The organism is Polyangium sp. 15x6, assembly GCF_029960785.1.
Classification (GTDB): Bacteria; Myxococcota_A; Polyangia; order Polyangiales; family Polyangiaceae; genus Polyangium.
This window is the reverse complement of the sequence record NZ_JASBQE010000005.1, coordinates 51593-73598: the sequence shown is the minus strand read 5'-3', so window position 1 is coordinate 73598 and position 22006 is coordinate 51593. Positions and strand designations below refer to the sequence as shown.

Here is a 22006-nt window from a genome sequence, read left to right as displayed (position 1 = left end):
CCGGTTTTCCGGGGAAACGAAGGCGCGCGCGGGTCCCGAATGCCCGGGAAGTGCTCGGCGCGTTGCATGCTCGGCACATTCTTGTAGGTAATCGGAGGGTACCGATGATCCTGCACCAACTCCGGGTCGAACAAGCGATCGATCGCGACGCGCGCGGGCGTTTCGTGAAGGAGCTGTGCATCGTGCGGGGCGGCGGAGCCGAGGAGGGGATTCCGCTGGCGATGGTACGAAAGCGCTCGGCGGAGCTCGGCGGGACGCGGGGGAGCGTGCTGCTCATTCACGGCTACGGGCAAAATCGGTACGCCTGGCATCTGCCCGCCCGGAGCCTCTCGAATTTCCTGGCCCGCGAGGGTTTCGACGTCTTCAACCTGGACCTGCGCGGTCACGGCCGTTCCCGACATCTCGGCGCGCGGCGGCCGACCGACGTGAGCGAGTTCGTGAAGCAAGACGTGCCCTGGGCGCTCGAGGAGGTGCAGCGCCTCGCCGGTCCACGGCCGGTCTTCCTCGTGGGGCACTCGCTCGGCGGGCTCGTCAGTTACGCGGCGGCGCCGCTCGCCCACGGCGCGGTGGCGGGCGTCGTGACCCTCGGCAGCCCGTACCATTTCACGCGCGGCTCGCTACCGCTCACGCTGGCGGGGCACGTGCTGCTCGCCGTGGACCGGCGCATGTCGTTCGGGCACGGCGCGCTCGGGCTCCGCGCCATCGGCGAGGTCGTCAGGCTGTCGCGCGTGCTCGTGGAGAGCCCCATTTTCCCGCTGCCGATCCGAGGTTTCCGGCCCGGATCGATGGAGCCGGTGGTGCTCTCGCAGCACATGTCGCTGGCGATGGATAGCGGCAGCATCACGGTGCTCCGGAACATGTTCCTCGCGGCGGCGGAGGCGCGGCAGAGCGGGCACCGGCTGGGCGGTTTGTCCGGGTTCGTCGAGGGTTTCGAGGCGATGGACGTGCCGCTGCTCGTGGTCGCAGGCGAGAGCGACGACCTCGCGCCGCCGGCGTCGGTGGAGCCCGCGTATCGATCGAGCCGCTCGGGGGACAAGACGTACCGCGTATTCCCGCAAGGGCACATCGATCTGATCATGGGCAGCCGCTCGACGCACACGGTCTGGCCGCTGCTCTCGCGGTGGCTCGGCGCGCGCACCGCCCATTGAAGAATTACGGGCATGGGAAAACGCGCGGGGGCTCGGCACGGCCTTTCGCGCCGAGCTCCCGCGCGCAAAGATTGCATTCACCAGTTGACGGTGATCGCCAGCGGATCGGTGGAGGACGGAGGCGCCGACTCCGGCGCGGGCTCCTCGGGCTGGCGGAGGACGACGCGGATCGGGCGCGGCGGCGGCGGCGTCGATTGCGTCTTGCGCCCGAGGGCCACGGCCACCGTGATGTCGGTGACGGGCATGATGACCTCGGCCCACGGGACGTAGCCCGGCGAAATGGCGCGCAAGACCCGCCAGCGCAGCTCGCACGGAATGCGCCCGCGATGCGGCCCGATCGAGATCAGCGCGTCGTCGAGGTAAATGCGCGCATCCGGAGGCGTGACCTGGACGCAAAGCAGGACCGTGGAATCGGGCGACGCGTCGGCCGAGCGCTGGGTCGTGGGCTGGGTCGACGGCGGATCGTCGTCGGATTCAGGAACGCCCGGTACGCAGCGATTGGCGACGCCGTTCGAGTGCATTCGCTCCCCTCCCGAGCACACGCGCGGGAAAAATCCGGCGCGAATGGCTCTGCAGGACTCTGACAAACGTAACCGGAAACGCAAATCGAACCAACGCTTTATGGGAGGACGGGGGACGGGAGGCCGCCCACGCTGAACGCCGGAGCTCGCGCGGGTCTGCTACGCTCGGGCCATGTCCATCAAGGATCGAATCGTCTCCGAGGGGATGAAGTTCGCGGCGAGCCCGCAGGTCGCGAAGCTCATGCAGGACGAGCGCTTCATGAAGCTCGTGATGACGGCGATGAGCATGCCCGGGCGGGTGTCGACGTTCACGACGGAGCAGAAAGAAGCGTTCGCGAAGTCGATGGGCCTCGCGACCTCGGACGAGGTGCGCGATCTCCGGCGCATCGTCTCGTCGCTCGAGCAGAGCGTGTCGCGCCTGCGCGCGAAGCTCGAAAAGGATGCTTCGTAGCCGCTGCTAAGGCGCGGGTTCCGTTTGACGCACGGTGCGGAGGAGCGGCGCTTCCTGGGCAGGCTCCTCGCTCACGCTCTGCTCCTTCGCCTTCTCCTCGATGCCGGCGAGGCGCCCACGCGCATCCTGGAGCTTCTGCTTCTCGTCGGGCCGCAAGGTCCCGGGCCGCTGCGCCTCGACCTGCTCGGTGAAGTCGAGCCAGCGCTCGGCGCCGTCGTGGTCCCCGAGCATGATCAGGGAAAGCCCCAGATACAGCCCGTAACTCACCTGCTTGCGCGGCGAGAGGTCGGCGACTTCGTCCTCGTGATCGCCGAGCTTCTCGGCCGCTTCGAGGTAACGGCCGTCCTGGTATGCGCGCTGGGCGCTGCCGATGTATCCGCCGCAGCCCGCGGAAAACAGCAGGAAGAGGGACGAACCAAGGAGCGCGCCGAGGCGTCGCATGGACGATCTATAACCTGGAAAAGACCAGGTCCCAATGGGGAGATCCTCGAAAAATGCCGCGAAATGGGTTTTGCGTAGCGCGAAGGGAGCTGCGCAGCGACGGGTTTTCGCGATGTTTCGCGTGTATTCGAGCGTGGCGCGGGGCGCACGCCGCACCGCGGCAAAATGAAAAAGGCTCCCCGCTCGGTGGGAGCGGGGAGCCTCTGGGACGCGCTCGGAAGACGGGCTACTTGGTATCGCCGCGGGCGTAGATGCTCGCGACGTAGTCGAGGACGTCGCGCGCGGAGACCTCGTTGTAGCCGAAGTATTTGATCATCCGCGTCTTGATGATGTCGATCTTCTCCTGGGTCTCCTTGTCGATGACGCTGGAGACGAGGGTCTGGAGCTTGATCGCGTCCTTCTGATCCTCGAACAGCTTGAGCTCGAGCGCGCGGCGCAGGCGGTCGTTCGTGTGCCACTCGAACTTCTTGCCGTCGACCGCGAGCGCGCCGATGTAATTCATGATCTCGCGGCGGAAGTCGTCCTTCCTGTTCTCGGGGATGTCGATCTTCTCCTCGATCGAGCGCATGAGCCGCTCGTCCGGCTCGACGTCCTCGCGGGTGAAGCGATCCTTGACCTTCTCCTTCAAGGTGTAGGCCTTGATCGAGTCGATGTAGTTCGCCGCGAGCTTCTGGATCGCGTCCTCGTCGGCGCTGATGGCGCGCTGGACCTCGTTCTTGACGATCTCCTCGTACTCGCGCTTCACCATGCCGATGCACTCGCCGTAGCGCTTGCGCTGCTCGTCGCTCGAGATGAGCGAGTGGTGGCGCAGGCCCTTCTCGAGCTCGGAGAGCACCATGAAGGGGTTGATCGTGCCCTCGCCGATGTCGTTCACGAGCGCGTTCGAGATCTTGTCCTGCACGTAGCGCGGGCTGATGCCCTCCATGCCCTCGCGCGGCGCCTCCTTGCGCAGCTCCTTCACGGTGTCCTGCGTGTAGCCCGGCAGGACCTTGCCGTCGTAGAGCTTCATCTTCTGCACGAGCGAGAGGTTGTGCTTCTTCGGATCCTCGAGCCGCGTGAGCACGGCCCACATCGCCGCCACCTCGAGCGTGTGCGGGGCGATGTGCTTGCCGCGGATCTTGTCGCGGTTGAAGTCCTTCTCGTAGATGCGGATCTCCTCCGACACCTTCGTGATGTACGGGATGTCGATCTTGATCGTGCGGTCGCGCAGAGCCTCCATGAACTCGTTCGAGAGGAGCTTCTTGTACTCGGCCTCGTTCGTGTGGCCGAGGATGACCTCGTCGATGTCCGTCTGCGCGAACTTCTTCGGCTTGATCTTGTGCTCCTGCGACGCGCCGAGCAGGTCGTAGAGGAACGCGACGTCGAGCTTGAGCACCTCGATGAACTCGACGACGCCGCGGTTCGAGATGTTGAACTCGCCGTCGAAGTTGAACGCGCGCGGATCCGAGTCCGAGCCGTACTCGGCGATCTTGCGGTAGTTGATGTCGCCCGTGAGCTCGGTCGAGTCCTGGTTCTTCTCGTCCTTCGGCTGGAAGGTGCCGATGCCGATGCGGTCCTTCTCGCTGAGCACGAGGCGACGCACGCGGATGTGCTGCATGACCTTGCCCCAGTCGCCGCCGTAACGCTCCATCAGCTTGTTGAAGATGAAGCGGCAGGCCGGATCGAGATCACCGTCGACGCGCACGTTGAACGTGGGGTTCGAGAGCTCGAGCTCCTTGACCGCACGCTCACGCCACGAGGGCGGGATGAGGCGCAAGGGCTCCTCGTGCATCGGGCACTTGAAGCGGCCGCTCTCGGGACCCGCCATGCCGACGCCGTCGAGGTTGACCCAGTCGAACGTGTAGAGCGCTCCGTCCGGGGACATCGAGTAGTGCTCGATGCCCTTCTTCATGAGCCGCGCGATCGTCGACTTCGATGAACCGACAGGGCCGTGGAGCAAGATGACGCGCTTCTCGGGGCCATACCCTTCCGCCGCCGCCTTGAGCACGTGCACGAGGCGCATGAGCGGGATGTCGAGGCCGTAGATGGCGTCCGTTCCGCCGTTCAGCTCGTCCTTGAAGAAGTTGTACCGGACGAGCTTCTTCTTGTTGTCGGTGTACTCCTCGGTGCCGTACCGAATGATCATGTCGTACGCACGCTGGAACGCGTTGCGCGTGACTTGCGGCTGCTTGCGAATGAGCGCCAGGTACTCCTCGAAGCTCCCTTCCCAAGACAGGTCCCGATACAGGGCGTAGTCCTGCATCGCAGCGATCTTGCCCACCAGACTTTGCGCGTCGCCCATGTGGATACCTTACAACACGGATCACGGTGACGCGAACGCGGCCGCGCCGTTCAGAAAGGCTTTCCAGGAGGCCTTTTCCTGACCCTGCTCGGTGAAGAGCCCGAGCGAGCATGCATAAGCCGCGTAGGGTCCGTCCGCAGGCTCGCCCAGGACGGCCACGCGCTCTCCGCACCGGACGGGACCGAGGTCGTGCAGCGCTTCGACGTTCACGAACACGAAGCGATCCCGCCTGGGCGCGAGCGCGCCGAAGAACGTCTCGAGAAAGAACGCCTGCTTGTCCTCCGATCCTCCGACGACGGACGAGCTCGGATACCCCACGGATTCGAGCACCACGGGCTTGTCCGCGGCACGCGCGAGGATCGTGTCCGCATGCGCGGAGATGTCGCTCGCAGGCCCCGCCTCGGCGCCGCCGAGGCCAGGGAGGTACGAAGCGACCGCGACGTCGCTCGCGTCGAGCAGCGGCAAGAACGAGGGATCCGGAGCAGACACGCCCTCGAACGAGAAGCCCACGCCGGCGCGGACGTCCGCTGCGGCGAGCGGATGCGCGCGGACGTAGTCGAGCACGTCGCTCGCGAAGAGCTCGAAGGCCGCACGCTCGTCGGGGCGAGCCGCGAGGCGGACGTCGACGTCGCGGCCGAGGACGACGAACCGCGCCGAGGGGCCGAGCGCAGAGAACGCCGCGTCGATCGAGGCGTGCGCGAAGGAGAGGACCTCGGGCGCGTTCCACGGCATGTCCGCGAGCTCGGGCGGGAGGTGCAGGGCGGCGCGATCGATGACGACGAGCGAGAAGCCGAGGACGACGCCGCGGCTGCTGAAGAAGGCGGCTTCGTCGGCGAGCGCCTGGATGCCCTGTTCCGTGGCGAGCTCCATCGGCGTGCGCCTGACCATCGTGGCCCGCGCGCCGAGCGCGAGCGCGCCGAGGCGCGCCGTGATCACGTCGGCGGGCTTCGGCGGTCCGTCGCCCACGGGTGTCGGCGTGAGGCCGATCCAGACGGGCGCAGAGGGTGCATCGGGCGCGTCGGGATCACCGGCGTCGCCGTCAGGGAAAGCGTCGGCCGAGCCGCCGTCGGAGGAGGGACCAGCGTCGCCGGGATCGCCCGGCAAACCGATGATCACAGGGTAGCCGCTGTCGTCACACGCGAGCGGCGCGAGGGCGACGGCGAGGGGCACGCCGACAAGGAAGAGCCCACGAAGCAAAGCGCGCACGAAGAGGAGCGTAACGAATTCTTCGCGTGGTGGCTCGCGCGCGCGGGCTCGCGAGGCGTGCGCTACGGAGGCCCGCCGTAACGCGGCGGTGCAGGCATGCTCGCCCCGGACGGCAGTCGCCCGGACCACTCCACGACACCAGGCGTGGCGTGCGCAGGCGCCCAGGCCATACCGCCCTTCTCGAGCACGCCCGGCCACGAGTCGACGTACTGCGGAGGCTCGGAGGGGCCGGAGGCGTCGATCCAGAGCGCGTGTCCCGTGCCGGGCCTGCGCACGTCGACGTGGACGAACTTGCTGTTCGGATAGAAGCCGCAGCCGACGTCGTCGAGGGTGCGACAGAGCTGAAAGACCGTGGCGTTCGGGATGCCGTGGACCTGGATGTCCGCGGCGCGCGCGGCCGCGTGCATGCTGTGGTGGCTCGTGCCCGCGACCTTCGCGCCGGGGCGATAGCCGCTGTAGATGTAGATCGGCCGCCACGGGAACGAGTCGGCGATGCGCTGCAGCGCCCAGAGCAGGCGCGGGTGCACGAGGCGCACGTCGGAGATCCACTCACCTTTGCGCGCGGCCTCGGGATCGGGCTCGTCGGGGAGGAGATCCGCGGGGCGCGCGACGTCGGCCGGGCGCATCATGAGCGAGAGGCGATCGAGCGCCTCGGGCGCGACGGATCCATCGCAACGCACGAGCGGGAAGACGTCGCGCTCGCCGGGACCGCGGACGAAGGTCACGGGGCGACGACGGCATCGCCAGTCGCGGACGGGCTTCGGCGGCGGGGCCCAGAGCGAGTCGAAGCCGTTCGAAGCGAAGCTCGGTCCGGTCGACGCGAGGAACGCCGGCGCGCGCGCGGGATCGAGGCCGTTCCACGACCAGGACGGCAGGACGTCGGGCTCGATGCGAAGGAGCTCCGCGCCCTCGGAGGCCGCGCGGAAGAACGGGAGCGCCGCGGACTCGGCGTCGAGGAGACGAACGCGGCTCGTTGCGAACGCGTGGAGGTCGTCGTGCTCGTCGTGGGGTTCGTCCGCGTCGCCTTCGGCGTGCGCGGGGCGCCACGCGAGTTGCAACCACGGCTCGTTCCGCCACTGGCCGAAGGGCCCCCAGATGTAGCGGCGCAGCGGGCCGGGGCTCTCGACCTCGGCGTTGAGGTACGAGCGCAGGAGGCCGAGGCGCGGCGCGGACGGGTCGTCGAGCTTGAAGGTGTAGAGCTTGGGCGGCTGATCGAGGAGCGGCCCCGCGTGGACCTGCGTCGCGGCTGCGAGCACGATCGCCGCGACGCCCATCATCGCGAGACGCGATCCCTTTTGATCCGAACGAACCACGAGCTTCGTCATCCCAAGAGCCGACTCCCTCGTTTTGCCACAACCCACGAGGAGGCGTCAGCAATTCCCGCGCTCAAGCCGAAGAGGCGCGGCGCAGGCGATCGTGGACGGCAGCCCACGCAGAGCCTGCCGGAGGTGCTTCGACCACGACGCTTTCGCAGCCAGCGTCGTCGAGCCGATGGAGCGCCGCATAAAGCGCGGCCGCGTAACCTTCGGGGTCCGCGGGCAAGATCTCGACGGGAGGATCGAGCGCGGCGCCGGGCGCACGTAGCGCGGCTCCCGTGACGAGGCCCGCCGCGCGGCGCTTTGCGATCTCGGCGTGCGCCTCGTCGGCAGGCACGATGATGAGCGTGGCGCGAGGCGCATAGTGCCGCGCGGAGGTGCCCGGCGAAGGCGCGCGTTCGTCGAGCGAGACCGTGATCGCCCCGGGATCGACGACGTCGACGTGGCGGCAGAGTTCATCGAGGGAGATGGCGCCCGGGCGCAAAAGAACCGCAGGACTGCGCGAGACGTCGACGATCGTGGACTCGATGCCATGCCGACAAGGGCCGCCGTCGAGCACGAGCGGGATGCGCCCGCCGAGCGATTTCAGGACGTGCTCGGCGGTCGTCGGCGAGAGCGAGGTCGTGCGGTTCGCGCTCGGCGCCGCGATGGGCAAACGGCACGCTTCGAGGAGCGCGCGCGCGACGGGAGCGGCAGGCACGCGGATCGCGACGGTGGGTCCGCCGGCCGCGACCTCGTCGACGACGGCGCCCGGCCTGCGCGTGACGACGAGCGTGAGCGGGCCCGGCCAGAAGAGCTCGGCGAGGCGCTCGGCGACGGGCGGAAAGTCGAGCGCGAGCGCGCGCGCCTCGGCGATGCCGGCGACGTGCACGATGAGCGGGTTCGTCGCGGGACGACCCTTCGCTTCGAAGATGCGACGCACGGCGGAAGCGTCATCGGCGCGCGCGCCGAGGCCGTAGACGGTCTCGGTCGGGAAGGCGACGAGGCGCTTGCCGCGGAGGAGCGCGGCCGCGCGCGCGACGGCCGGTGGGTCGAAGGGCAGGAGCTCGGTGCGGATCACGGGCGCGGCGATCATGGAGCAAGGCGAGCCGCTTCGCACGCGGCGCGCGGGTTCTTCAAGGCGCGGCGCGGAGGTAACGTGGCTCGAACGGCGCGAGCGCCGCGAGGGTCACGAGCGTGACCTGCTCGGCCACGACACTCGTGCCTGCCTGGCAGTCGGGAGGGATCGTCACGACGAACCCGCGCTCGAGCGCGTCCTTCGCGGTGGCGAACATGCCGATCTCGGTCGAGCAGCCCGTGAGGATGATCTGATCGGCGTGGAGCTCGTCGAGCAGCGGCCCGAAGGAGCTGCCCGTGAACGCGCTGTACGTCCGCTTGTGCACGACGTGATCGCCCGGCGAAGGCGCGATGTCGGGCCACACCTCGGCGCCCGTGGTGCCGGCGACGGCGTGGCGCGGCCAGTCGCGGAAGTCTTCGTCGTCGGGCTCGTGCGCATCGCACACGTAGATCACGGGGACGTTTTTCTCGCGCGCCCACGTGATGCGCTCCTTCACCGCGGGGACCACGTCACGCGCGCGCGGGACTTCGAGCGGGCGGCCAGGCGTGAGGTAGTCGTTGATCATGTCGAGCACCACGAGCACGGGGCGCCTCGGGCCGCGTGGCCTTGGGCGGGTCGCGAGGAGGCGCTCGCGCAAGCGCTTCGGCGGCTCCACGGGCGGCGCGGCGTGCGCGAGGAGCGCGAGGTCTTCATGAAGCGCGGCGAGGTCGGCCGTGTCCTCGGGCGAAGCAGCGGCGAGCGACGCGAGGGCCCTTTGGGGCGTGCCCGCGAGCGTGAGTTCGAGGAGCCGTTCTCTGCCGAGCCGATCCACCATGGAACGCGCTTTTTTTTCGTAGCACGTCCGTGCGGACGAACCCACGACGGAGGCGCGCGCGGATGCCAGTTCCTTTGGTCGGGCCGGGGAGCCGCCGCGGTCAGGGCGCGGGCGTACCACCCTCGGGGGTGCCCTGCGCGGGCACGGGCAGAGCTTCTGCGCCCACGGCGATCGTCGCCTGCGTCACCTCGCCCGACTTGACCTCGATCGGGACGCGGGCGAGCGCGCGCAGCCCTTCTCCGCGGAGATCGAGCTCGTACGCGCCCGGGGGCGCCTCGGCGGCGACGCTGGCATCCTCGACGAAAGGTCCGATCCGGAGGAAGGGGACGAGCGTATCCCGCGGGGACAGGAGCTCTACGTGCACGTCCGCGGGCGGAGGAATCGGCTTGCCTGCTTCATCCACGAAACGAAGCTCGATCGCGCCCGGGACGCGCCCCTCGCGGACGAGGGCGAGCTCGGTGACCACGCCGAGGGTGTCGCCGCGCGGGGCCACCATGAAGAGACGCTCATAGCGCGCCGAGCCGCCGGGCGGCAGCGTGACGTTCCGGCCGAAGCGGAGGCTCACCGTCCGCGCGGCGCCTTCGATCTCGAGCGTGGGTCGATCGTCGGCAGGCGCGATCGCATACGCCACGTAGTGACCGAGCGCAGCCACGAACGGGGCTTGGGCCACGGCGGCCGTGGGAGGCGGCGGCGCTTTGGCGGCCGCGGGCACGGGCTCCGCCACGCCCCACTGGACGACGTCGCCGAGGCTCGGGATCACCACGGGCTCGTCGGCCTTCGAGGCAATCAGGGTCGACACGAGGATCACGCGCGCGCCCGGGACGAGCATGTACCGCGTGGCGATCGTCACGCGCGGATCGCCCTCGGCATGGCCACGCGCGAGCACCTGCGCCGATCCGTCGCGCCCTTGCGAGAGGCTCATCGTCACGCCGGTCAGGCAGCCGAGCGGCGCGCCGAGGCATGTCGTGACACGTCCGAGCGCGTCCTCGCGGACCTCGACGTCGCCGGCGTCCACGAGCGCGCCGTCCGAGGCGCTGATCACCGCCGCGATCGCGCCGTTGTCGAGGAGGACGTCACCCGCTTTCGCCTCGACGAGCTTGCCCACGAACAGCCTCGGATTCGTTTCGACCCGCGCGAGGGTGACCGGGGCGGGTGCCTCCGGCTCCGGCGCGCAGACCCCGGCCTTGCCCTCGGTGCCGCGGCGAAAGCGGCACATCGCGGCGATGCGCGCGCCTTCGCCGCCGAACATGACGACGCCGCCGCTCTGGATGGGCTCGACGCAGGCGGCGAGGCCCGTCGCGAGGCCGAGGAGGAGGGTTCCGAGCGCGAGGCGTTTCGTGGGGGAGCCGGGCGGCATGATGAGCCTCCGACGCGCGAACGCGCCGGATCTTGGGACGTCACTCGTCGTCGACCATCTCGGGGTAGTCGCCGGGCGCGAGGTTGTCGAAGCGCGTGTACGATGACGCGAACCGCACGAGCACCTTGCCCGTGGGACCGTTCCTCTGCTTCGCGATGATGATCTCGGCGATGCCCTTCGCGTTCGTGGTCTCCGGGTTGTAGTACTCGTCGCGATAGATGAACATGATCGTGTCCGCGTCCTGCTCGATGGCGCCGGACTCGCGCAGATCGCTGAGCTGAGGACGCTTGCCGTTGTCCTTGTTCGTGCGGGTCTCGACGGAGCGGTTGAGCTGCGAGAGCGCGATCACGGGGACACGAACCTCCTTGGCGAGCTGCTTCAAGCCTCGGGAGATCTCGCTGATCTCCTGCTCGCGGCTGGTCACGCCGTCGCGGCCCTTCATGAGCTGGAGGTAGTCGATGATGACGAGCCCCACGCGCCTGTCGGGCTGGCCCGGCCCCGCCGAGCGGTTGTATTCGGCCTGGATGCGGCGGACCTTGGCGCGGAGCTCGAGGAGCGTGATCGCGGGCGTGTCGTCGACCCAGATCGGGAGCGTCGACAGATACGACGCGCTCTCGGTGAGCCTGCGCCAGTCGTCCGGCTGCAAGAAGCCCTGGCGCAGCTTGCCGAGATCGACGCGGCCCTCGGTGCAGACCATACGACTCGCGAGCTGCTCACGGGGCATTTCGAGCGAGAACACGCAGACGCCGTAGCCGGGCTCCTGCCGATCGTAGCCATGGTCCGGCTCGCCCGGGCCGGCGGCCACCGTGCGCGGCGAGGCGACGTTCACGGCGATGTTGAGGACGAACGACGTCTTGCCCATGCCGGGGCGCGCGGCGACGATCATCAGATCACCGTCGTGGAGGCCCGCGGTCTTCGAATCGAGCCGCTCGTAGCCCGTGGAGATGCCCGTGATGCGATCGCCACGCTCGGCCGCGGCCGTGATCTGCTCGAACGCGGCCTTCAGGACCTGCGCGATCGGCTGCACGCTCGTCGACTGCGCGGTGCGCGCGAGCGCGTAGATCGATTGCTCGGCGTTGTCGATGAACTCCTGCACGGTGCCGACGTCGCCGTACCCCTCGGCCGCGACGCGCTGGCAGGTGGCGATGAGCTGCCGCAGCCGCCACTTTTCGGAGACGACCTTGGCGTGCGCGGCGACGTGCGCGACGGCGGGCGTCGCATCGGCGAGCTGCGCGAGATAACTCGGGCCGCCGATCTGGGCGAGCCACTCGCGATCGCGTAGCCAGGAGGCTATGGAGACGATGTCGATCGGCGTGCCGGAGAGGGCGAGCGCGGTCGCCGCCTCGAAGATGCGCTTGTTCGCGTCACTGTAAAAGTGTTCCGGCTTCAGGATCTCGAGGACTCGATCGAGCGCATCACGCTCGAGGAGCACAGCCGAGAGCACCGCGGCCTCGGCGTCGAGGTCATGCGGGGGAACACGACCCGCGACAGGGGCCGGTTCCATCGGTTGGTTCGAACGTCCACGACGCTGCTGAGCGATCTGCATGGCACTTCTTCACCAGATGGCCCCAATCAATCCCGAAGATATCCACATGGTGAGGCCCCAAATGGGAGACGCCCCGAAGGGCGGGCCCTCCGAGGCGTCGGGATCGACGAGCGATCTACCAGGAAACACCCGCGCGCGGTACCCGGATCGGCAAGACGATCGCGAGGAAACGACGACATCCGCCGACGTGGTGTGTGTGGGTGAGGCACTCTGGGACCTCTCCACGTCGCCGGGTACGTCCCTCGACGATGCCACACAGCTCTCCCTCACGCCGGGCGGCGGCGCGGTGAACGTGGCGCTCACGCTGGCACAGCTCGGCCTGCGCGCAGGGCTCGTGGCGTCGGTGGGAGACGATCCGGTGGGCCACGCGCTCGTGGCACATCTGTCGCGGCGCGGGGTCGATGTGTCCCGCGTGCGCGCCGTGAAGTCGACCCGCACGGGGCTCGTGTTCTTGACCCACGCGCCGCCGCGTGCCGTGGCGTATCGCGCCGTGCTGGAAGAGGCGCTCGCGCTGCGTGACGCCTTGCCGCGCTCCTTCGACGCGAGCGTCGTCCACTTCTCCGGGCTCCTGCCGTCGCGCGCGTGCTTGCTCGCGCTCGAACGAGCGGCGCGGCAGGCGCAACACGAGGGAGCGCTCGTCACGATCGACGCAAACCTCCGGCCTCGGCTCTGGGCCGGCGACGCGCTCGGGCGCGCAGATCCGCGGAGGCTCTTCGCCGAGGCCTCCGTGCTCAAGGTGAGCGAGGACGATCTGCGGCTGCTCGGCGCGGCCGATCCGCGGGATCTCGCGCCCGTGCTCCGGCCCGATGCGATCGTGGTCGCGACGTTCGGCGCGGCGGAGACACGCGCGCTCGGGCCTTTCGGCGAGGTGCGCGCGGGAGGACCGGCGCTCGCGGTGGAGAGCACGTTCGGCGCGGGCGACGCGTTCGTCGCGGGGTTCATCTCGGTGCTCGCGCGCGAGGGGCGGACGGCGCTCCGGGATCGCGCGGCGATCGAGCGCGCGATCCTGCGCGGCAACGAGGTCGCGCGAGCATCTCTCGTGGAGAGATCGTCGGTGGTCAAATGAACGAAGGCCCGGACCGATCGGCTCTTCGCCTTTCGACCCGGGCCAACGCTTGACGCTTACGAGATCAGGACTTCGCGGCGACCGTGACGTCGATCGTCGCGGTGACGTTCGTCGCGAGGCGGATCGGAACCTGGTAGGTGCCGAGCGCCTTGATCGTGTCGAGCTCGATGCGACGACGATCCACCGTGTAGCCCTGCGCCGCGAGCGCCTCTTCGACGTCGCGCGACGTCACCGAGCCGTAGAGCCGATCACCCTCGCCGACGGGCTTCGTGATCGTGATCTTCACGTTCGCGAGCTTCTGCGAGAGCTCCTCGGCCGCCTTCTTGGTCTTCGCCGCGCGCGCCTCGGCGACCTTCTTCTCGTGCTCGATGCGAGCGACGTTCTCCGCCGTCGCGCCGACCGCGAGGCCGCGGGGGACCAGGAAGTTGCGGGCGTAGCCCGGACGAACTCGGACGAGCTCGCCGCTCTTGCCGACGTTGGGGAGGTCCTCGGTCAGGACCACGTGAATGTAGTTGGCCATGACGTCCTCCTCGTTACGCCGTCACGGTGAACGGCAAGAGCGCGATGTTGCGCGCCCGCTTGATGGCGAGCGTGACCTTGCGCTGATGTCGCGCGCAGTTGCCGCTGATGCGGCGCGGGACGACCTTGCCGCGCTCCGAGATGAAGTACTTGAGCGCCTGCGGGTCCTTGTAGTCGATGAAGAGCGCCTTGTCGGCGCAGTAACGGCAGACGCGCTTGCGACCGGTGCGGCGGCGTCCGGGGGCGTCGGCGTTCAGATCCGGCGTCCGCCCGAAATCGCGGTCGTCCATGTCCATGTTGCGGCTGCCCGAATCCATTCCTCGTTGATTCATGGCTCAGCCTCCCTCTTCCTCGGTGCCGGTCATGTCCGCCTCGCCCTCGAGGTCGTCGAACTCGCCCGAGGCCGGCGCCTCGCTGGTCCGCTCCTGACGACGCTCCGGCTCGATCAGGCCGAGCTGACGCTCCCTCGACTCGTCGCGCTCCTCCTCGATCGGCGGCAGCTCGACGCGCTCGAACTTCACGTCCTCCTCGGCGATCGCGATCCCCGCGACCTCCACGTCGTTGCGGACGAGGACGGTCTGGTACTTGATCACGCCGTCCATCAGGCGGAGGTTGCGCTCGAGCTCGGAGACCACGCGGCCCGTGCCGAGGTACTTGAGGTAGATGTACACGCCGCGGCGGTGCTTGCGGATGTCGTAGGCGAGCCGGCGGCGGCCCCAGTTCTCGACCTTGGTCAGCCGGCCTTGCTCACGGCCGATCACGTCGGACAGGCGCGAGCCGACGCGCTCGGCGGTATCCGCGTCGACGTCGGGCTTCAGGATGTAGATCGTTTCGTATTCTCTGGCGCGGTTCGGCGCCGTCACGAGTCGACTCATGCTTCTCCTCTTGGACGATGGCCCCGGAGACGTCGTGCCCCGGAGCGAGGATGGCGCGCCCGCCGGCCGTCCACAGGGACAAACCGACGTTCGCGCCTCACGAAGGTGCGGAAAACGTCCGGGTTACTCTCCCTCGCGCTTTTCGCCAGGCGAAACCGACGGTTTGTCCTCCGCCGCCTTCGCGTTCGCGGGCTCGGGCGACGTGCGCGCCTCGCTCCGCTCCTTCGCTTGCTTCTTGCCGGCTTTCGGCCGGCTGTTTCGAACGTTCATCGCGGCGTCGAGGCCGCGGGTCGCGACTTCTAGCACAGAATCCGTCACGAGCTTCAAGATGTCGGGCAGGCGCGAGCGTTCGACCGCGTCGAACGGCGACAGCACGTAGTCCGCCACCTCCCCGCGATACCCCGGCGGGGGTCGTCCCACGCCCACGCGGACGCGCGCGAAGTCGCCCGTGCCGACGTGGGACATGATGGACCGCAGCCCGTTGTGCCCGGCATGTCCGCCGCCGAACTTGAGGCGAACGTCCCCGAACGGAAGATCGAGCTCGTCGTGGATCACGACGAGCTCCTTCGGGGCGATCTTGAAGAACGCGAGGGCGGGCTGAACGCTCCGGCCCGACTCGTTCATGTACGTCATCGGCTGGAGGAGCACGCCCGGCTCATCCCCGAGCGTCGCGCGCGACCACACGCCCGAGAACTTCTCGCGGAACGCATCGGCGCGAGCGCGCGCCGCGAGCGCTTCGACGGCCATGAAGCCGACGTTGTGCCGGTGCGACGCGTATTTCTCGCCCGGGTTGCCCAGGCCGACGACGAGCAGCATGACGAAGAAGTCGAGGCCCGAAGACGACCGTGCCCCGCGGAGCTCCTCGCTTGGAGGCGCGCGCCGCGGGGCGGATCGCTCGGACCGTTGGTGCTGAAACTACTTCTTCTTGGCGTCCTTGGCGGGAGCCGCAGCCTTCGCCGCAGGCGCCGCAGCCTTCGCGCCGGCCGCAGGAGCCGCAGCCTTCGCCGCGGGCGCCGCGCCCTTCGCGCCGGCCGCAGGAGCCGCAGCGCCCGGGGCGCCCGGAGCCGCAGCCGCGCCTTCCTCACCCTTCTCGGGAACGGCCACGACGACGACCGTCTGATCCTCGGGCAGACGCGTCTTCACGCCCTCGGGGAGCGGAACCGCGCCGGCCTTCACCGTGTCGCCGAGGTCGAGCTCGCTGATGTCGATCTCGACGACCGCCGGGATCTTCTCGGGCAGGCAGCGGATGGGCAGGTTGCGGAAGATCTGCTGGAGGATGCCGCCGCCCGCGACGCCCTTCGACTTGCCGACGCAACGGACGGGGATGTCCACGTCGACCGGCTGGTCGAGCTTGACCTGGAGGAAGTCGGCGTGGACGAGCTCGCGCGAGATCGGGTGATAGCCGTAGTCGCGCACCATGACGGTGAGCTTCTCGCCGCTCTCGACGGCCAGCTCGATGACCGAGTTCTTCCCGTGCGCCGACTTCAGCACCTCGAGGAGGGCCTTCGGAGAGACGGCAACCGGGAACGCTTCGAGGCCCTTGCCGTAGCAGATGGCAGGGATGTTCCCCGTGCGGCGGAGCCTGTTCGACGGGCCCTTTCCGCTTTCCTGACGACGGGTGGCGCTGAGCTTGATGATTTCCATCATGGGACGACTCTCCGGTTCCGATCCGAGACGCGGCGCTATAGCAGAGATCGATCGGGTTGTGCGCCTCTTCCGACGATCCTCCGAGGCGAAGCCAGAAGCCTGAGAGGAAACTGCACGGTTGTCCAGGCGCTTAGGGGGATACGAAACGACGAACGGGGGGCGAGGACGCTAGACGAAGAGGGAGCTCACCGAGTCCGAGTGGTGGATCCGGCGGATGGCCTCCGCGAGCAGGCGCGCCACGCTGACGACCTTGAACTTCCCGCACGCCTTGGCTTCCTCGGAGAGCGGGATCGAATTGGAGACGATGACCTCGGCGAGCGGCGACTCCATGATCCGCGACAGCGCCGGGCCCGAGAGCACGGCGTGCGTGGCGCAGGCCGCGACGCTCTTCGCGCCCGCCTTCATGAGCGCGTTCGCCGCGTTCACCAGCGTGCCCGCCGTGTCGATGATGTCGTCGAGGATGAGGCAACGCTTGCCCTCGACCTCGCCGATGATGTTCATCACCTCGCTCTCGTTCGCACGCTCGCGGCGCTTGTCGATGATGGCGAGCGTGCCATCGAGGCGCTTCGCATACGCGCGCGCGCGCTCGACGCCGCCCGCGTCCGGCGAGACGATCACACAGTCGCGGCTGTAGTGCTCACGAAGGTGCTGATCGAGGAACGCCGGCATCGCGTGCAGGTGATCGAAGGGGATGTTGAAGAACCCCTGGATCTGGCCCGCGTGCAGATCGAGCGCGACGATGCGGTGCACGCCCGCGGCGACGAGGAGATCGGCCACGAGCTTCGCCGTGATCGGCGTGCGCGGCGCGGCCTTGCGGTCCTGCCGGGCATAACCGTAGTACGGGATGACCGCGGTGATGGAGCCCGCGGAGGCGCGCCGGAGCGCGTCCACCATGATGAGCAGCTCCATCACGCTGTCGTTCACCGGCGAGCACGTCGGCTGCACGACGTACGTGTCCACGCCACGGACGTTCTCCTGGATCACGCAGAACGTCTCCCCGTCGGAGAACCGCGAAACGCGGCATTTCCCGAGCGGGAACTCGAGGCACTGGCAAATCTCCTGCGTGAGCGTGGGGTTCGCGTTCCCCGAGAAGATGCTCACTCTCTTGAACATCGGCCAGCCTCCCTGCCTGCCGAGGGTTCGGTCGACGCTCGGCCTGTCCGAGCGACCACGACAACCCCGAACGCCGAAGGGTCAACGGCGGCGCGGCTCTACCAGCCACCCCTACTTCCGTCAAGGATCTTCTGGTCAATGCATCATGGAACGACCTCGGCTTTGCGCGGGGCCTCGTGTTTGACTAGGTAGCGCGATCGTGGATCGGCAGAGCGGCTCCCAGCGCGGCGAGACGAGCGGACGTACCGGCACGGTCGTCGTGATCGGCAACTTCGACGGCCTCCACCGAGGCCACCGCGCCGTCCTGGAAGAAGCCGCTCGGATGGCTCGAGAGCGCGGGCTCGATCCCGTGGTGCTGACGTTCGATCCGCACCCGGCCGAGGTCCTCGGCCGCAAGGCGCCGCCGCTGCTCACGCCGCTCGCGCGCAAGATCGCCCTCTGCGAGCGCGCCGTGCCGGGCCTCCGGGTCTCCGTGGCGCACTTCGACCGCACGTTCGCCGCGCAGAGCCCGCGCGAATTCGCCGAGCGCGTGCTCGGCGATCTCGGCGCGCGCGTGGTGATGGTCGGGCAGAACTTCCGGTTCGGCGCGCAGCGGGCCGGCGATTTCGCCGAGCTCGAGCGACTCGGCAAGGAGCTCGGCTTCGAGACACGATCCCACGCGCTCGTCGGCGACGCGACCGGTCCCTGGTCGAGCACGCGCGCGCGAGAGGCGATCGCGCGCGGCGATCTCGACGAGGCGCGGCGCATCCTCGGTCGATGGCACGCGCTCTCGGGGACCGTCGTGGCCGGAGACCAACGCGGGCGGACGATCGGGTTCCCCACGGCGAACATCCTCGATGCGCCGGAGGCGCTCCCCCCGTTCGGCGTGTACGCCGTCTTGATCGATCGTTTGCCCGCGGAAGGGGCGGGCGAGCGCGGCGCGACGGTGCTTGGCGGGGGCGTCGCGAACCTCGGGGTGCGGCCCACGGTGGATCCCACAGCGGCGCGCCCGCGGCTCGAGGTGCACGTCTTCGATCGGGACGAGGATCTGTACGGCGCGCGGCTGCGCGTGCACCTCGCGCGCCACATTCGCCCCGAGCAACGCTTCGCGGGGCTCGACGCGCTGAAGGCGCAGATCGCGCGGGACGCCGAGGAGGCGCGCCGCGCGATCGAAGGCATCACGCCGGACCCCGAGGCGGGCTCGGCCTGGGCTTGAAGCGCGCGCGTCATCGCACGCAACGCACGCGCGCCTTCATGGCCACCGGCTGGTGATCGATGCGGCCCGTGAGGCCGTCGAGGAGCCACGCTTCGGACGGCGCGGCGGCGACGGGCGTCGACGACCAGAAGCGGCCTTCCCCATCGGGAAACGACATCGCCGTGGACGTGGGATCTTCGCCGGCGCTGTCGCCGAGGCCGAGGCTCACGAGCTCCTTGATGCTCGGCAGCCGGAAGCCCTTGGCGTCGCCGAGCATGAGCGACGCGCAGAACGCGAGGGCGCCTTGCCACGAGCTCACCTCCGGCGTGCTCACCCGTTGCCACACGAGGCCCGTGCGCTCGTCGATCAACGTCTCGCCGCCCGCGCCCTCCTCGAGGCACGACGCGCGCGGAGGACCCGTGACGCAACGGGTACGCGCCGCGAGCGTGCGATCGAGGGACGTCATCGATCCATCGACGAACCCGACCACCCACACGCCATCCATCGCCGACGTCGCGGTCCAGTAGAGATCCGTGGACGACGTGGGCACGGAGATCATCGAGGGGTTGATCGCGGGCCCGTCACGCCCGTAGTCCACGAGCGAGACGAGCTCCACGCGGGAAGGCAGCCGCGCGCCGCCGCCGCGTTTTTCACAACGCGCGCGCGCTTCCTCCCACGAGACGGGTGCCGGGGCCGCGTCGCTCTCCCACACGAGGTCGAGGATCTCGTCGCGCACGCCGCCGCCCGCGGCCTTGCCGAAAGGAGCCTCCGTGTAGCTCGGCAGGACGCCGAGCACGTGACCATCCTGCCCCGCCCCGAGGCTCGTGTCGTCGCAGGACACCTCGGAGGCGCCATCGGAGCAGAACCGCGTCGCCGAGTCGGGGAAGCCCGCGCCCGCGATCTCGGTGCACACGCTCTCGGGCGCGGCCGCCGGCGCGAGCCTTCGTGGCTCGATCCCCGCCACGATCTCGCAGCCGAGAGGACTCGCGAGGAGGAGCGGCCACGCGACGAACCGGGCGAACGGAGGGATCACCGTTCGTTTTGTACTCAAAATGTTCCTCCCAGGAGCAACGTCGCGCCCGATCCAGCGGACGGCGCGATCGCGATCGAAGCACGTGGATCCGCGGGGCTCTTCGAGCGCGACACCCAGTAGAGGGTCGCGGACGTGACCAGGAAGAGCGCGCCCACGCCGAGCGTCACGTCGGCGATCCGCGCGGCCGTCCGACCCTCCTCGGCCACGCCGAGCGACGCCGCGTCGGGGCAAAGCGCGCCCTGGCACCGCGCGCGCGCCTCGTTCTCTTTCACCAGCGCGCGGATCCCGAAGAACGCCCCCGCGCCGAGCGCGGCCGCCGAGAGCCCCGCGGTCACGTGCGCCGCGATGCGCGTGCCCGACGGTCCCCGTGACGGCGCGAGCGCGGGCACCACCACCGTGACCCGCGCGCCCGGCGCGACCCGCACCGTCGTGCGAAACGGCTCCTTCCCGTCGGCCTTCGCGACGACCATGTGCTCGCCTGGATCGACCGGCGCGGGCTCGCCGAGCGACGCCTCCGCGATCGACGTCCCGTCACGCTCGATCTCCATCCCCGCGGCGCGCGCGCCGGGCCCGAGCACCACCACGAGCCGCGCGAGATCGTCTTCGAGCGCCTCGAGCCGCTCATGGGCGATCTCCGCGCGGTCGGGCCTCGCGTCCGTGCGCGCCCACGCGAGGGCCTCGCCGAGCTCGCGGTAGGCCGTCGCCGTCTTGCCTTCCGCCTCGTGGCAGAGGGCGAGGTTCAGGATCGTCCCGCCGCCCGGATCGAGCCGATGGCTCTCCGCGAGCTTCGGACAAGCCTCGGCATACCGCTTCTCCGCCATGAGCTGCTTGCCCTCGCGGAAGAGGGCCTCCGCCTCCTCCGCTGCGGAATCTCCCGCGCGGGCGGTCCCTCCGGCCGTGAGGACGAGCATCACGAGTCCGGGGAGAAGAAGTCGGTTGTCTCGACGAACGTATCTCCTATTTGCGGCTGCCCAGCGGATCAAGGAAGCTCCCTCCTTTGCGGCGCCCCGCGGGGGCCCCAGAGGTTCGATAAGGCGAAGTCGTGCCACCCTTTTGCTCCTTGGCCGCCGAGCTCGACGCGGGGGCCGCGGGCTCGTCGGGGCCCTCGGCGGTCGGGGCGCTCCGATCGGCCGGCGCGACCTCGACCGAGGGCTCGTTTCGCCGCTCGGGGGCCCCGTGGGCCTGTCCCGGCGCGGGCGCGATTTCCTCGGGCGCATCTCCGCTCGATACGACGAGCGCCCCCACCACGAGCAGCGTCACGCCGAGCAGGCCGAGCCCGGCGCGGATGCGCGCCGAGCGCCGCAGCGCTGCGGGCAAGAGGGCCGTCGAGAGCGAGCCGCGCGGGCCGTCGGCCTCGCGGCTCCCGGTCCATCCTGCATACGTGGACAATTTTTCCGGCGTTATGCCGAGCACGCGGATCGCCCGTCGCACGCTGGTCTCGCTGCGCTCGGGCGCGAAGGGCCGGAGCGACGCCGCGAGCTCGGCCACGTCGGGCGTGCGCTTGCTCGGATCTTTTTGCAGGCACTGGAGGATCGCATTCTCGAGCCCCTCGGGTACGTCCGGACGCACATCCCGCACCCGCGCGGGCGGGTCCGCGGCGATGCGGAAGTAAAGCGACGAAATGGTCTTCGCCTCGAAGGGGCTCTGGCCCGTCAAAAGCTCGTGCAAAACGATGCCGAGGGACCAGATGTCGGTGCGTGGATCGACGTGCGTCGGATCCCGCAGCCGCTCGGGCGACGTGTACCGCGGCGACCCCACCACGAGCCCATTGCCCGTGAGCGTGACGACGTCCTCGGCCTGCGTGGCGCCGCTCGGGCGCAGGACCTTGGCGATGCCGAAATCGAGAACCTTGATGAGCGGCGAGCCGTCGGCGCGGCTCGTGAGAAAAAGGTTCGAGGGCTTGATGTCGCGATGGACGATGCCCAGGGAATGCGCCTCGGCGAGCGCCTCGCAGGCCTGGAGGATGTAATCGACCGCGTCCTCCACGGGCAGCGGGCCGCGGCGCCCGAGCATGCCCCGGAGGTCGATTCCGGTGAGATATTCCATCACGACGAACGGCGAGCCCCAGGGCAGCGTGCCCATGTCGAGCACGCGCGCCACGTGTTCGCTCTTGATCGCGCTCGCGGCTCGCGCCTCGCGGAGCAGCCGCGTCACGGAGACGTCGCTCGCCGCCACCTTGGGATGCAGGAACTTGAGCGCGACGCGCTGCCGGAGGCTCGTGTGCTCCGCCTCGACCACGACCCCCATCCCCCCGGCGCCGAGGGCCCGCAGGACCCGATATTTCCCCGCGACCACGTCGCCCTGGCGCGGCAGCGAGGCCTCGCCGAGATCGACGTCGACGTCGATCGCATATTCCGCGCTCTTCATACCCCCCATGATCCCCGTGTTTCACGATAGCGCGCGAGGGCGGAAACACAATCGAAGGCGGGCGATCTCGACGC

The 22006-nt window shown here is 69.4% G+C and carries 22 protein-coding genes; 4 read left to right on the top strand and 18 right to left on the bottom strand.

What is annotated here, in order from left to right; translation table 11 throughout:
- The first annotated feature begins 104 nt into the window (after positions 1-104).
- Positions 105-1148: an alpha/beta fold hydrolase gene (locus QHF83_RS05855; RefSeq protein ID WP_282416774.1), complete on the top strand. Its 1044-nt coding sequence runs from the start codon at positions 105-107 to the stop codon at positions 1146-1148.
- Positions 1149-1225: 77 nt separating this feature from the next.
- Here the strand turns inward: QHF83_RS05855 and QHF83_RS05850 are convergent, their stop codons facing one another.
- Positions 1226-1669: a hypothetical protein gene (locus tag QHF83_RS05850; RefSeq protein WP_282416773.1), complete on the bottom strand. Its 444-nt coding sequence runs from the start codon at positions 1667-1669 to the stop codon at positions 1226-1228.
- A 172-nt stretch (positions 1670-1841) separates the two neighbouring features.
- On the opposite strand from QHF83_RS05850, the gene QHF83_RS05845 reads away from it, so the two are divergent.
- Positions 1842-2120 carry a hypothetical protein gene (locus QHF83_RS05845; protein ID WP_282416772.1) on the top strand — a complete coding sequence of 93 codons (279 nt, stop codon included), beginning with the start codon at positions 1842-1844 and terminating at the stop codon, positions 2118-2120.
- 6 nt (positions 2121-2126) lie between these two features.
- Here the strand turns inward: QHF83_RS05845 and QHF83_RS05840 are convergent, their stop codons facing one another.
- The 8 genes from QHF83_RS05840 to dnaB all read right to left on the bottom strand — a co-directional run bounded on the left by QHF83_RS05840 (position 2127) and on the right by dnaB (position 12096).
- Positions 2127-2561, bottom strand: a complete 435-nt coding sequence (locus tag QHF83_RS05840) for a hypothetical protein (RefSeq protein ID WP_282416771.1) — start codon at positions 2559-2561, stop codon at positions 2127-2129.
- A 226-nt stretch (positions 2562-2787) separates the two neighbouring features.
- Positions 2788-4842: a serine protein kinase gene (locus tag QHF83_RS05835; RefSeq protein WP_282416770.1), complete on the bottom strand. Its 2055-nt coding sequence runs from the start codon at positions 4840-4842 to the stop codon at positions 2788-2790.
- Positions 4843-4863: 21 nt separating this feature from the next.
- Complete coding sequence (locus QHF83_RS05830; RefSeq protein WP_282416769.1) at positions 4864-6048, bottom strand: hypothetical protein; 1185 nt, start codon at positions 6046-6048, stop codon at positions 4864-4866.
- A gap of 62 nt (positions 6049-6110) precedes the next feature.
- Positions 6111-7373: a D-Ala-D-Ala carboxypeptidase family metallohydrolase gene (locus tag QHF83_RS05825; protein WP_282416768.1), complete on the bottom strand. Its 1263-nt coding sequence runs from the start codon at positions 7371-7373 to the stop codon at positions 6111-6113.
- Positions 7374-7434: 61 nt separating this feature from the next.
- Positions 7435-8439 (bottom strand): L-threonylcarbamoyladenylate synthase, encoded by a 1005-nt coding sequence (locus tag QHF83_RS05820; RefSeq protein WP_282416767.1) that lies wholly within the window; start codon positions 8437-8439, stop codon positions 7435-7437.
- A 40-nt stretch (positions 8440-8479) separates the two neighbouring features.
- On the bottom strand, positions 8480-9235 hold the full coding sequence (locus tag QHF83_RS05815; RefSeq protein ID WP_282416766.1) for an isochorismatase family protein: 756 nt from the start codon (positions 9233-9235) through the stop codon (positions 8480-8482).
- 100 nt (positions 9236-9335) lie between these two features.
- Positions 9336-10592: a hypothetical protein gene (locus tag QHF83_RS05810; RefSeq protein WP_282416765.1), complete on the bottom strand. Its 1257-nt coding sequence runs from the start codon at positions 10590-10592 to the stop codon at positions 9336-9338.
- A 40-nt stretch (positions 10593-10632) separates the two neighbouring features.
- Positions 10633-12096 (bottom strand): replicative DNA helicase, encoded by a 1464-nt coding sequence (gene dnaB, locus QHF83_RS05805; protein ID WP_282416764.1) that lies wholly within the window; start codon positions 12094-12096, stop codon positions 10633-10635.
- Between the two features lie 88 nt (positions 12097-12184).
- Between dnaB and QHF83_RS05800 the strand changes: the two genes are divergently transcribed.
- Positions 12185-13204: a PfkB family carbohydrate kinase gene (locus QHF83_RS05800; protein WP_282416763.1), complete on the top strand. Its 1020-nt coding sequence runs from the start codon at positions 12185-12187 to the stop codon at positions 13202-13204.
- A gap of 64 nt (positions 13205-13268) precedes the next feature.
- Here the strand turns inward: QHF83_RS05800 and rplI are convergent, their stop codons facing one another.
- The 6 genes from rplI to QHF83_RS05770 all read right to left on the bottom strand — a co-directional run bounded on the left by rplI (position 13269) and on the right by QHF83_RS05770 (position 17358).
- A complete protein-coding gene (rplI, locus tag QHF83_RS05795; protein ID WP_348980427.1) occupies positions 13269-13712 on the bottom strand; it encodes a 50S ribosomal protein L9 in 444 nt (147 codons plus the stop codon).
- Between the two features lie 25 nt (positions 13713-13737).
- Positions 13738-14055, bottom strand: coding sequence for a 30S ribosomal protein S18 (rpsR, locus tag QHF83_RS05790; protein ID WP_136929515.1), 318 nt, complete (start codon positions 14053-14055; stop codon positions 13738-13740).
- A gap of 3 nt (positions 14056-14058) precedes the next feature.
- Positions 14059-14598: a 30S ribosomal protein S6 gene (gene rpsF, locus QHF83_RS05785; protein ID WP_282416761.1), complete on the bottom strand. Its 540-nt coding sequence runs from the start codon at positions 14596-14598 to the stop codon at positions 14059-14061.
- A gap of 123 nt (positions 14599-14721) precedes the next feature.
- Positions 14722-15414, bottom strand: coding sequence for an aminoacyl-tRNA hydrolase (gene pth / locus QHF83_RS05780; RefSeq protein WP_282416760.1), 693 nt, complete (start codon positions 15412-15414; stop codon positions 14722-14724).
- A 99-nt stretch (positions 15415-15513) separates the two neighbouring features.
- Complete coding sequence (locus QHF83_RS05775) at positions 15514-16245, bottom strand: 50S ribosomal protein L25/general stress protein Ctc (protein WP_282416759.1); 732 nt, start codon at positions 16243-16245, stop codon at positions 15514-15516.
- A gap of 168 nt (positions 16246-16413) precedes the next feature.
- Positions 16414-17358, bottom strand: coding sequence for a ribose-phosphate pyrophosphokinase (locus tag QHF83_RS05770; protein ID WP_136929512.1), 945 nt, complete (start codon positions 17356-17358; stop codon positions 16414-16416).
- A 199-nt stretch (positions 17359-17557) separates the two neighbouring features.
- On the opposite strand from QHF83_RS05770, the gene QHF83_RS05765 reads away from it, so the two are divergent.
- On the top strand, positions 17558-18553 hold the full coding sequence (locus QHF83_RS05765) for a bifunctional riboflavin kinase/FAD synthetase (RefSeq protein ID WP_282416758.1): 996 nt from the start codon (positions 17558-17560) through the stop codon (positions 18551-18553).
- Positions 18554-18563: 10 nt separating this feature from the next.
- Here the strand turns inward: QHF83_RS05765 and QHF83_RS05760 are convergent, their stop codons facing one another.
- The 3 genes from QHF83_RS05760 to QHF83_RS05750 are packed head-to-tail and all read right to left on the bottom strand — an operon-like array spanning position 18564 to position 21932.
- Positions 18564-19565 carry a DUF1566 domain-containing protein gene (locus QHF83_RS05760; protein WP_282416757.1) on the bottom strand — a complete coding sequence of 334 codons (1002 nt, stop codon included), beginning with the start codon at positions 19563-19565 and terminating at the stop codon, positions 18564-18566.
- Between the two features lie 14 nt (positions 19566-19579).
- Positions 19580-20479 (bottom strand): hypothetical protein, encoded by a 900-nt coding sequence (locus QHF83_RS05755; protein ID WP_282416756.1) that lies wholly within the window; start codon positions 20477-20479, stop codon positions 19580-19582.
- A gap of 43 nt (positions 20480-20522) precedes the next feature.
- Complete coding sequence (locus tag QHF83_RS05750) at positions 20523-21932, bottom strand: serine/threonine-protein kinase (protein WP_282416755.1); 1410 nt, start codon at positions 21930-21932, stop codon at positions 20523-20525.
- Positions 21933-22006: the final 74 nt, after the last annotated feature.

Bases quoted from the DNA above. Each gene is read 5' to 3' on its own strand.
- QHF83_RS05835 (WP_282416770.1), bottom strand. From the start codon at position 4,842: ATGGGCGACGCGCAAAGTCTGGTGGGCAAGATCGCTGCGATGCAGGAC.
- QHF83_RS05840 (WP_282416771.1), bottom strand. From the start codon at position 2,561: ATGCGACGCCTCGGCGCGCTCCTTGGTTCGTCCCTCTTCCTGCTGTTT.
- QHF83_RS05845 (WP_282416772.1), top strand. From the start codon at position 1,842: ATGTCCATCAAGGATCGAATCGTCTCCGAGGGGATGAAGTTCGCGGCG.
- QHF83_RS05800 (WP_282416763.1), top strand. From the start codon at position 12,185: ATGGTGAGGCCCCAAATGGGAGACGCCCCGAAGGGCGGGCCCTCCGAG.
- QHF83_RS05825 (WP_282416768.1), bottom strand. From the start codon at position 7,373: ATGACGAAGCTCGTGGTTCGTTCGGATCAAAAGGGATCGCGTCTCGCG.
- QHF83_RS05820 (WP_282416767.1), bottom strand. From the start codon at position 8,439: ATGATCGCCGCGCCCGTGATCCGCACCGAGCTCCTGCCCTTCGACCCA.
- dnaB (WP_282416764.1), bottom strand. From the start codon at position 12,096: ATGGAACCGGCCCCTGTCGCGGGTCGTGTTCCCCCGCATGACCTCGAC.
- QHF83_RS05775 (WP_282416759.1), bottom strand. From the start codon at position 16,245: ATGATGGAAATCATCAAGCTCAGCGCCACCCGTCGTCAGGAAAGCGGA.
- QHF83_RS05815 (WP_282416766.1), bottom strand. From the start codon at position 9,235: ATGGTGGATCGGCTCGGCAGAGAACGGCTCCTCGAACTCACGCTCGCG.
- QHF83_RS05855 (WP_282416774.1), top strand. From the start codon at position 105: ATGATCCTGCACCAACTCCGGGTCGAACAAGCGATCGATCGCGACGCG.
- QHF83_RS05770 (WP_136929512.1), bottom strand. From the start codon at position 17,358: ATGTTCAAGAGAGTGAGCATCTTCTCGGGGAACGCGAACCCCACGCTC.
- rpsF (WP_282416761.1), bottom strand. From the start codon at position 14,598: ATGAGTCGACTCGTGACGGCGCCGAACCGCGCCAGAGAATACGAAACG.
- rpsR (WP_136929515.1), bottom strand. From the start codon at position 14,055: ATGAATCAACGAGGAATGGATTCGGGCAGCCGCAACATGGACATGGAC.
- pth (WP_282416760.1), bottom strand. From the start codon at position 15,414: ATGCTGCTCGTCGTCGGCCTGGGCAACCCGGGCGAGAAATACGCGTCG.
- QHF83_RS05810 (WP_282416765.1), bottom strand. From the start codon at position 10,592: ATGCCGCCCGGCTCCCCCACGAAACGCCTCGCGCTCGGAACCCTCCTC.
- QHF83_RS05750 (WP_282416755.1), bottom strand. From the start codon at position 21,932: ATGAAGAGCGCGGAATATGCGATCGACGTCGACGTCGATCTCGGCGAG.
- QHF83_RS05850 (WP_282416773.1), bottom strand. From the start codon at position 1,669: ATGCACTCGAACGGCGTCGCCAATCGCTGCGTACCGGGCGTTCCTGAA.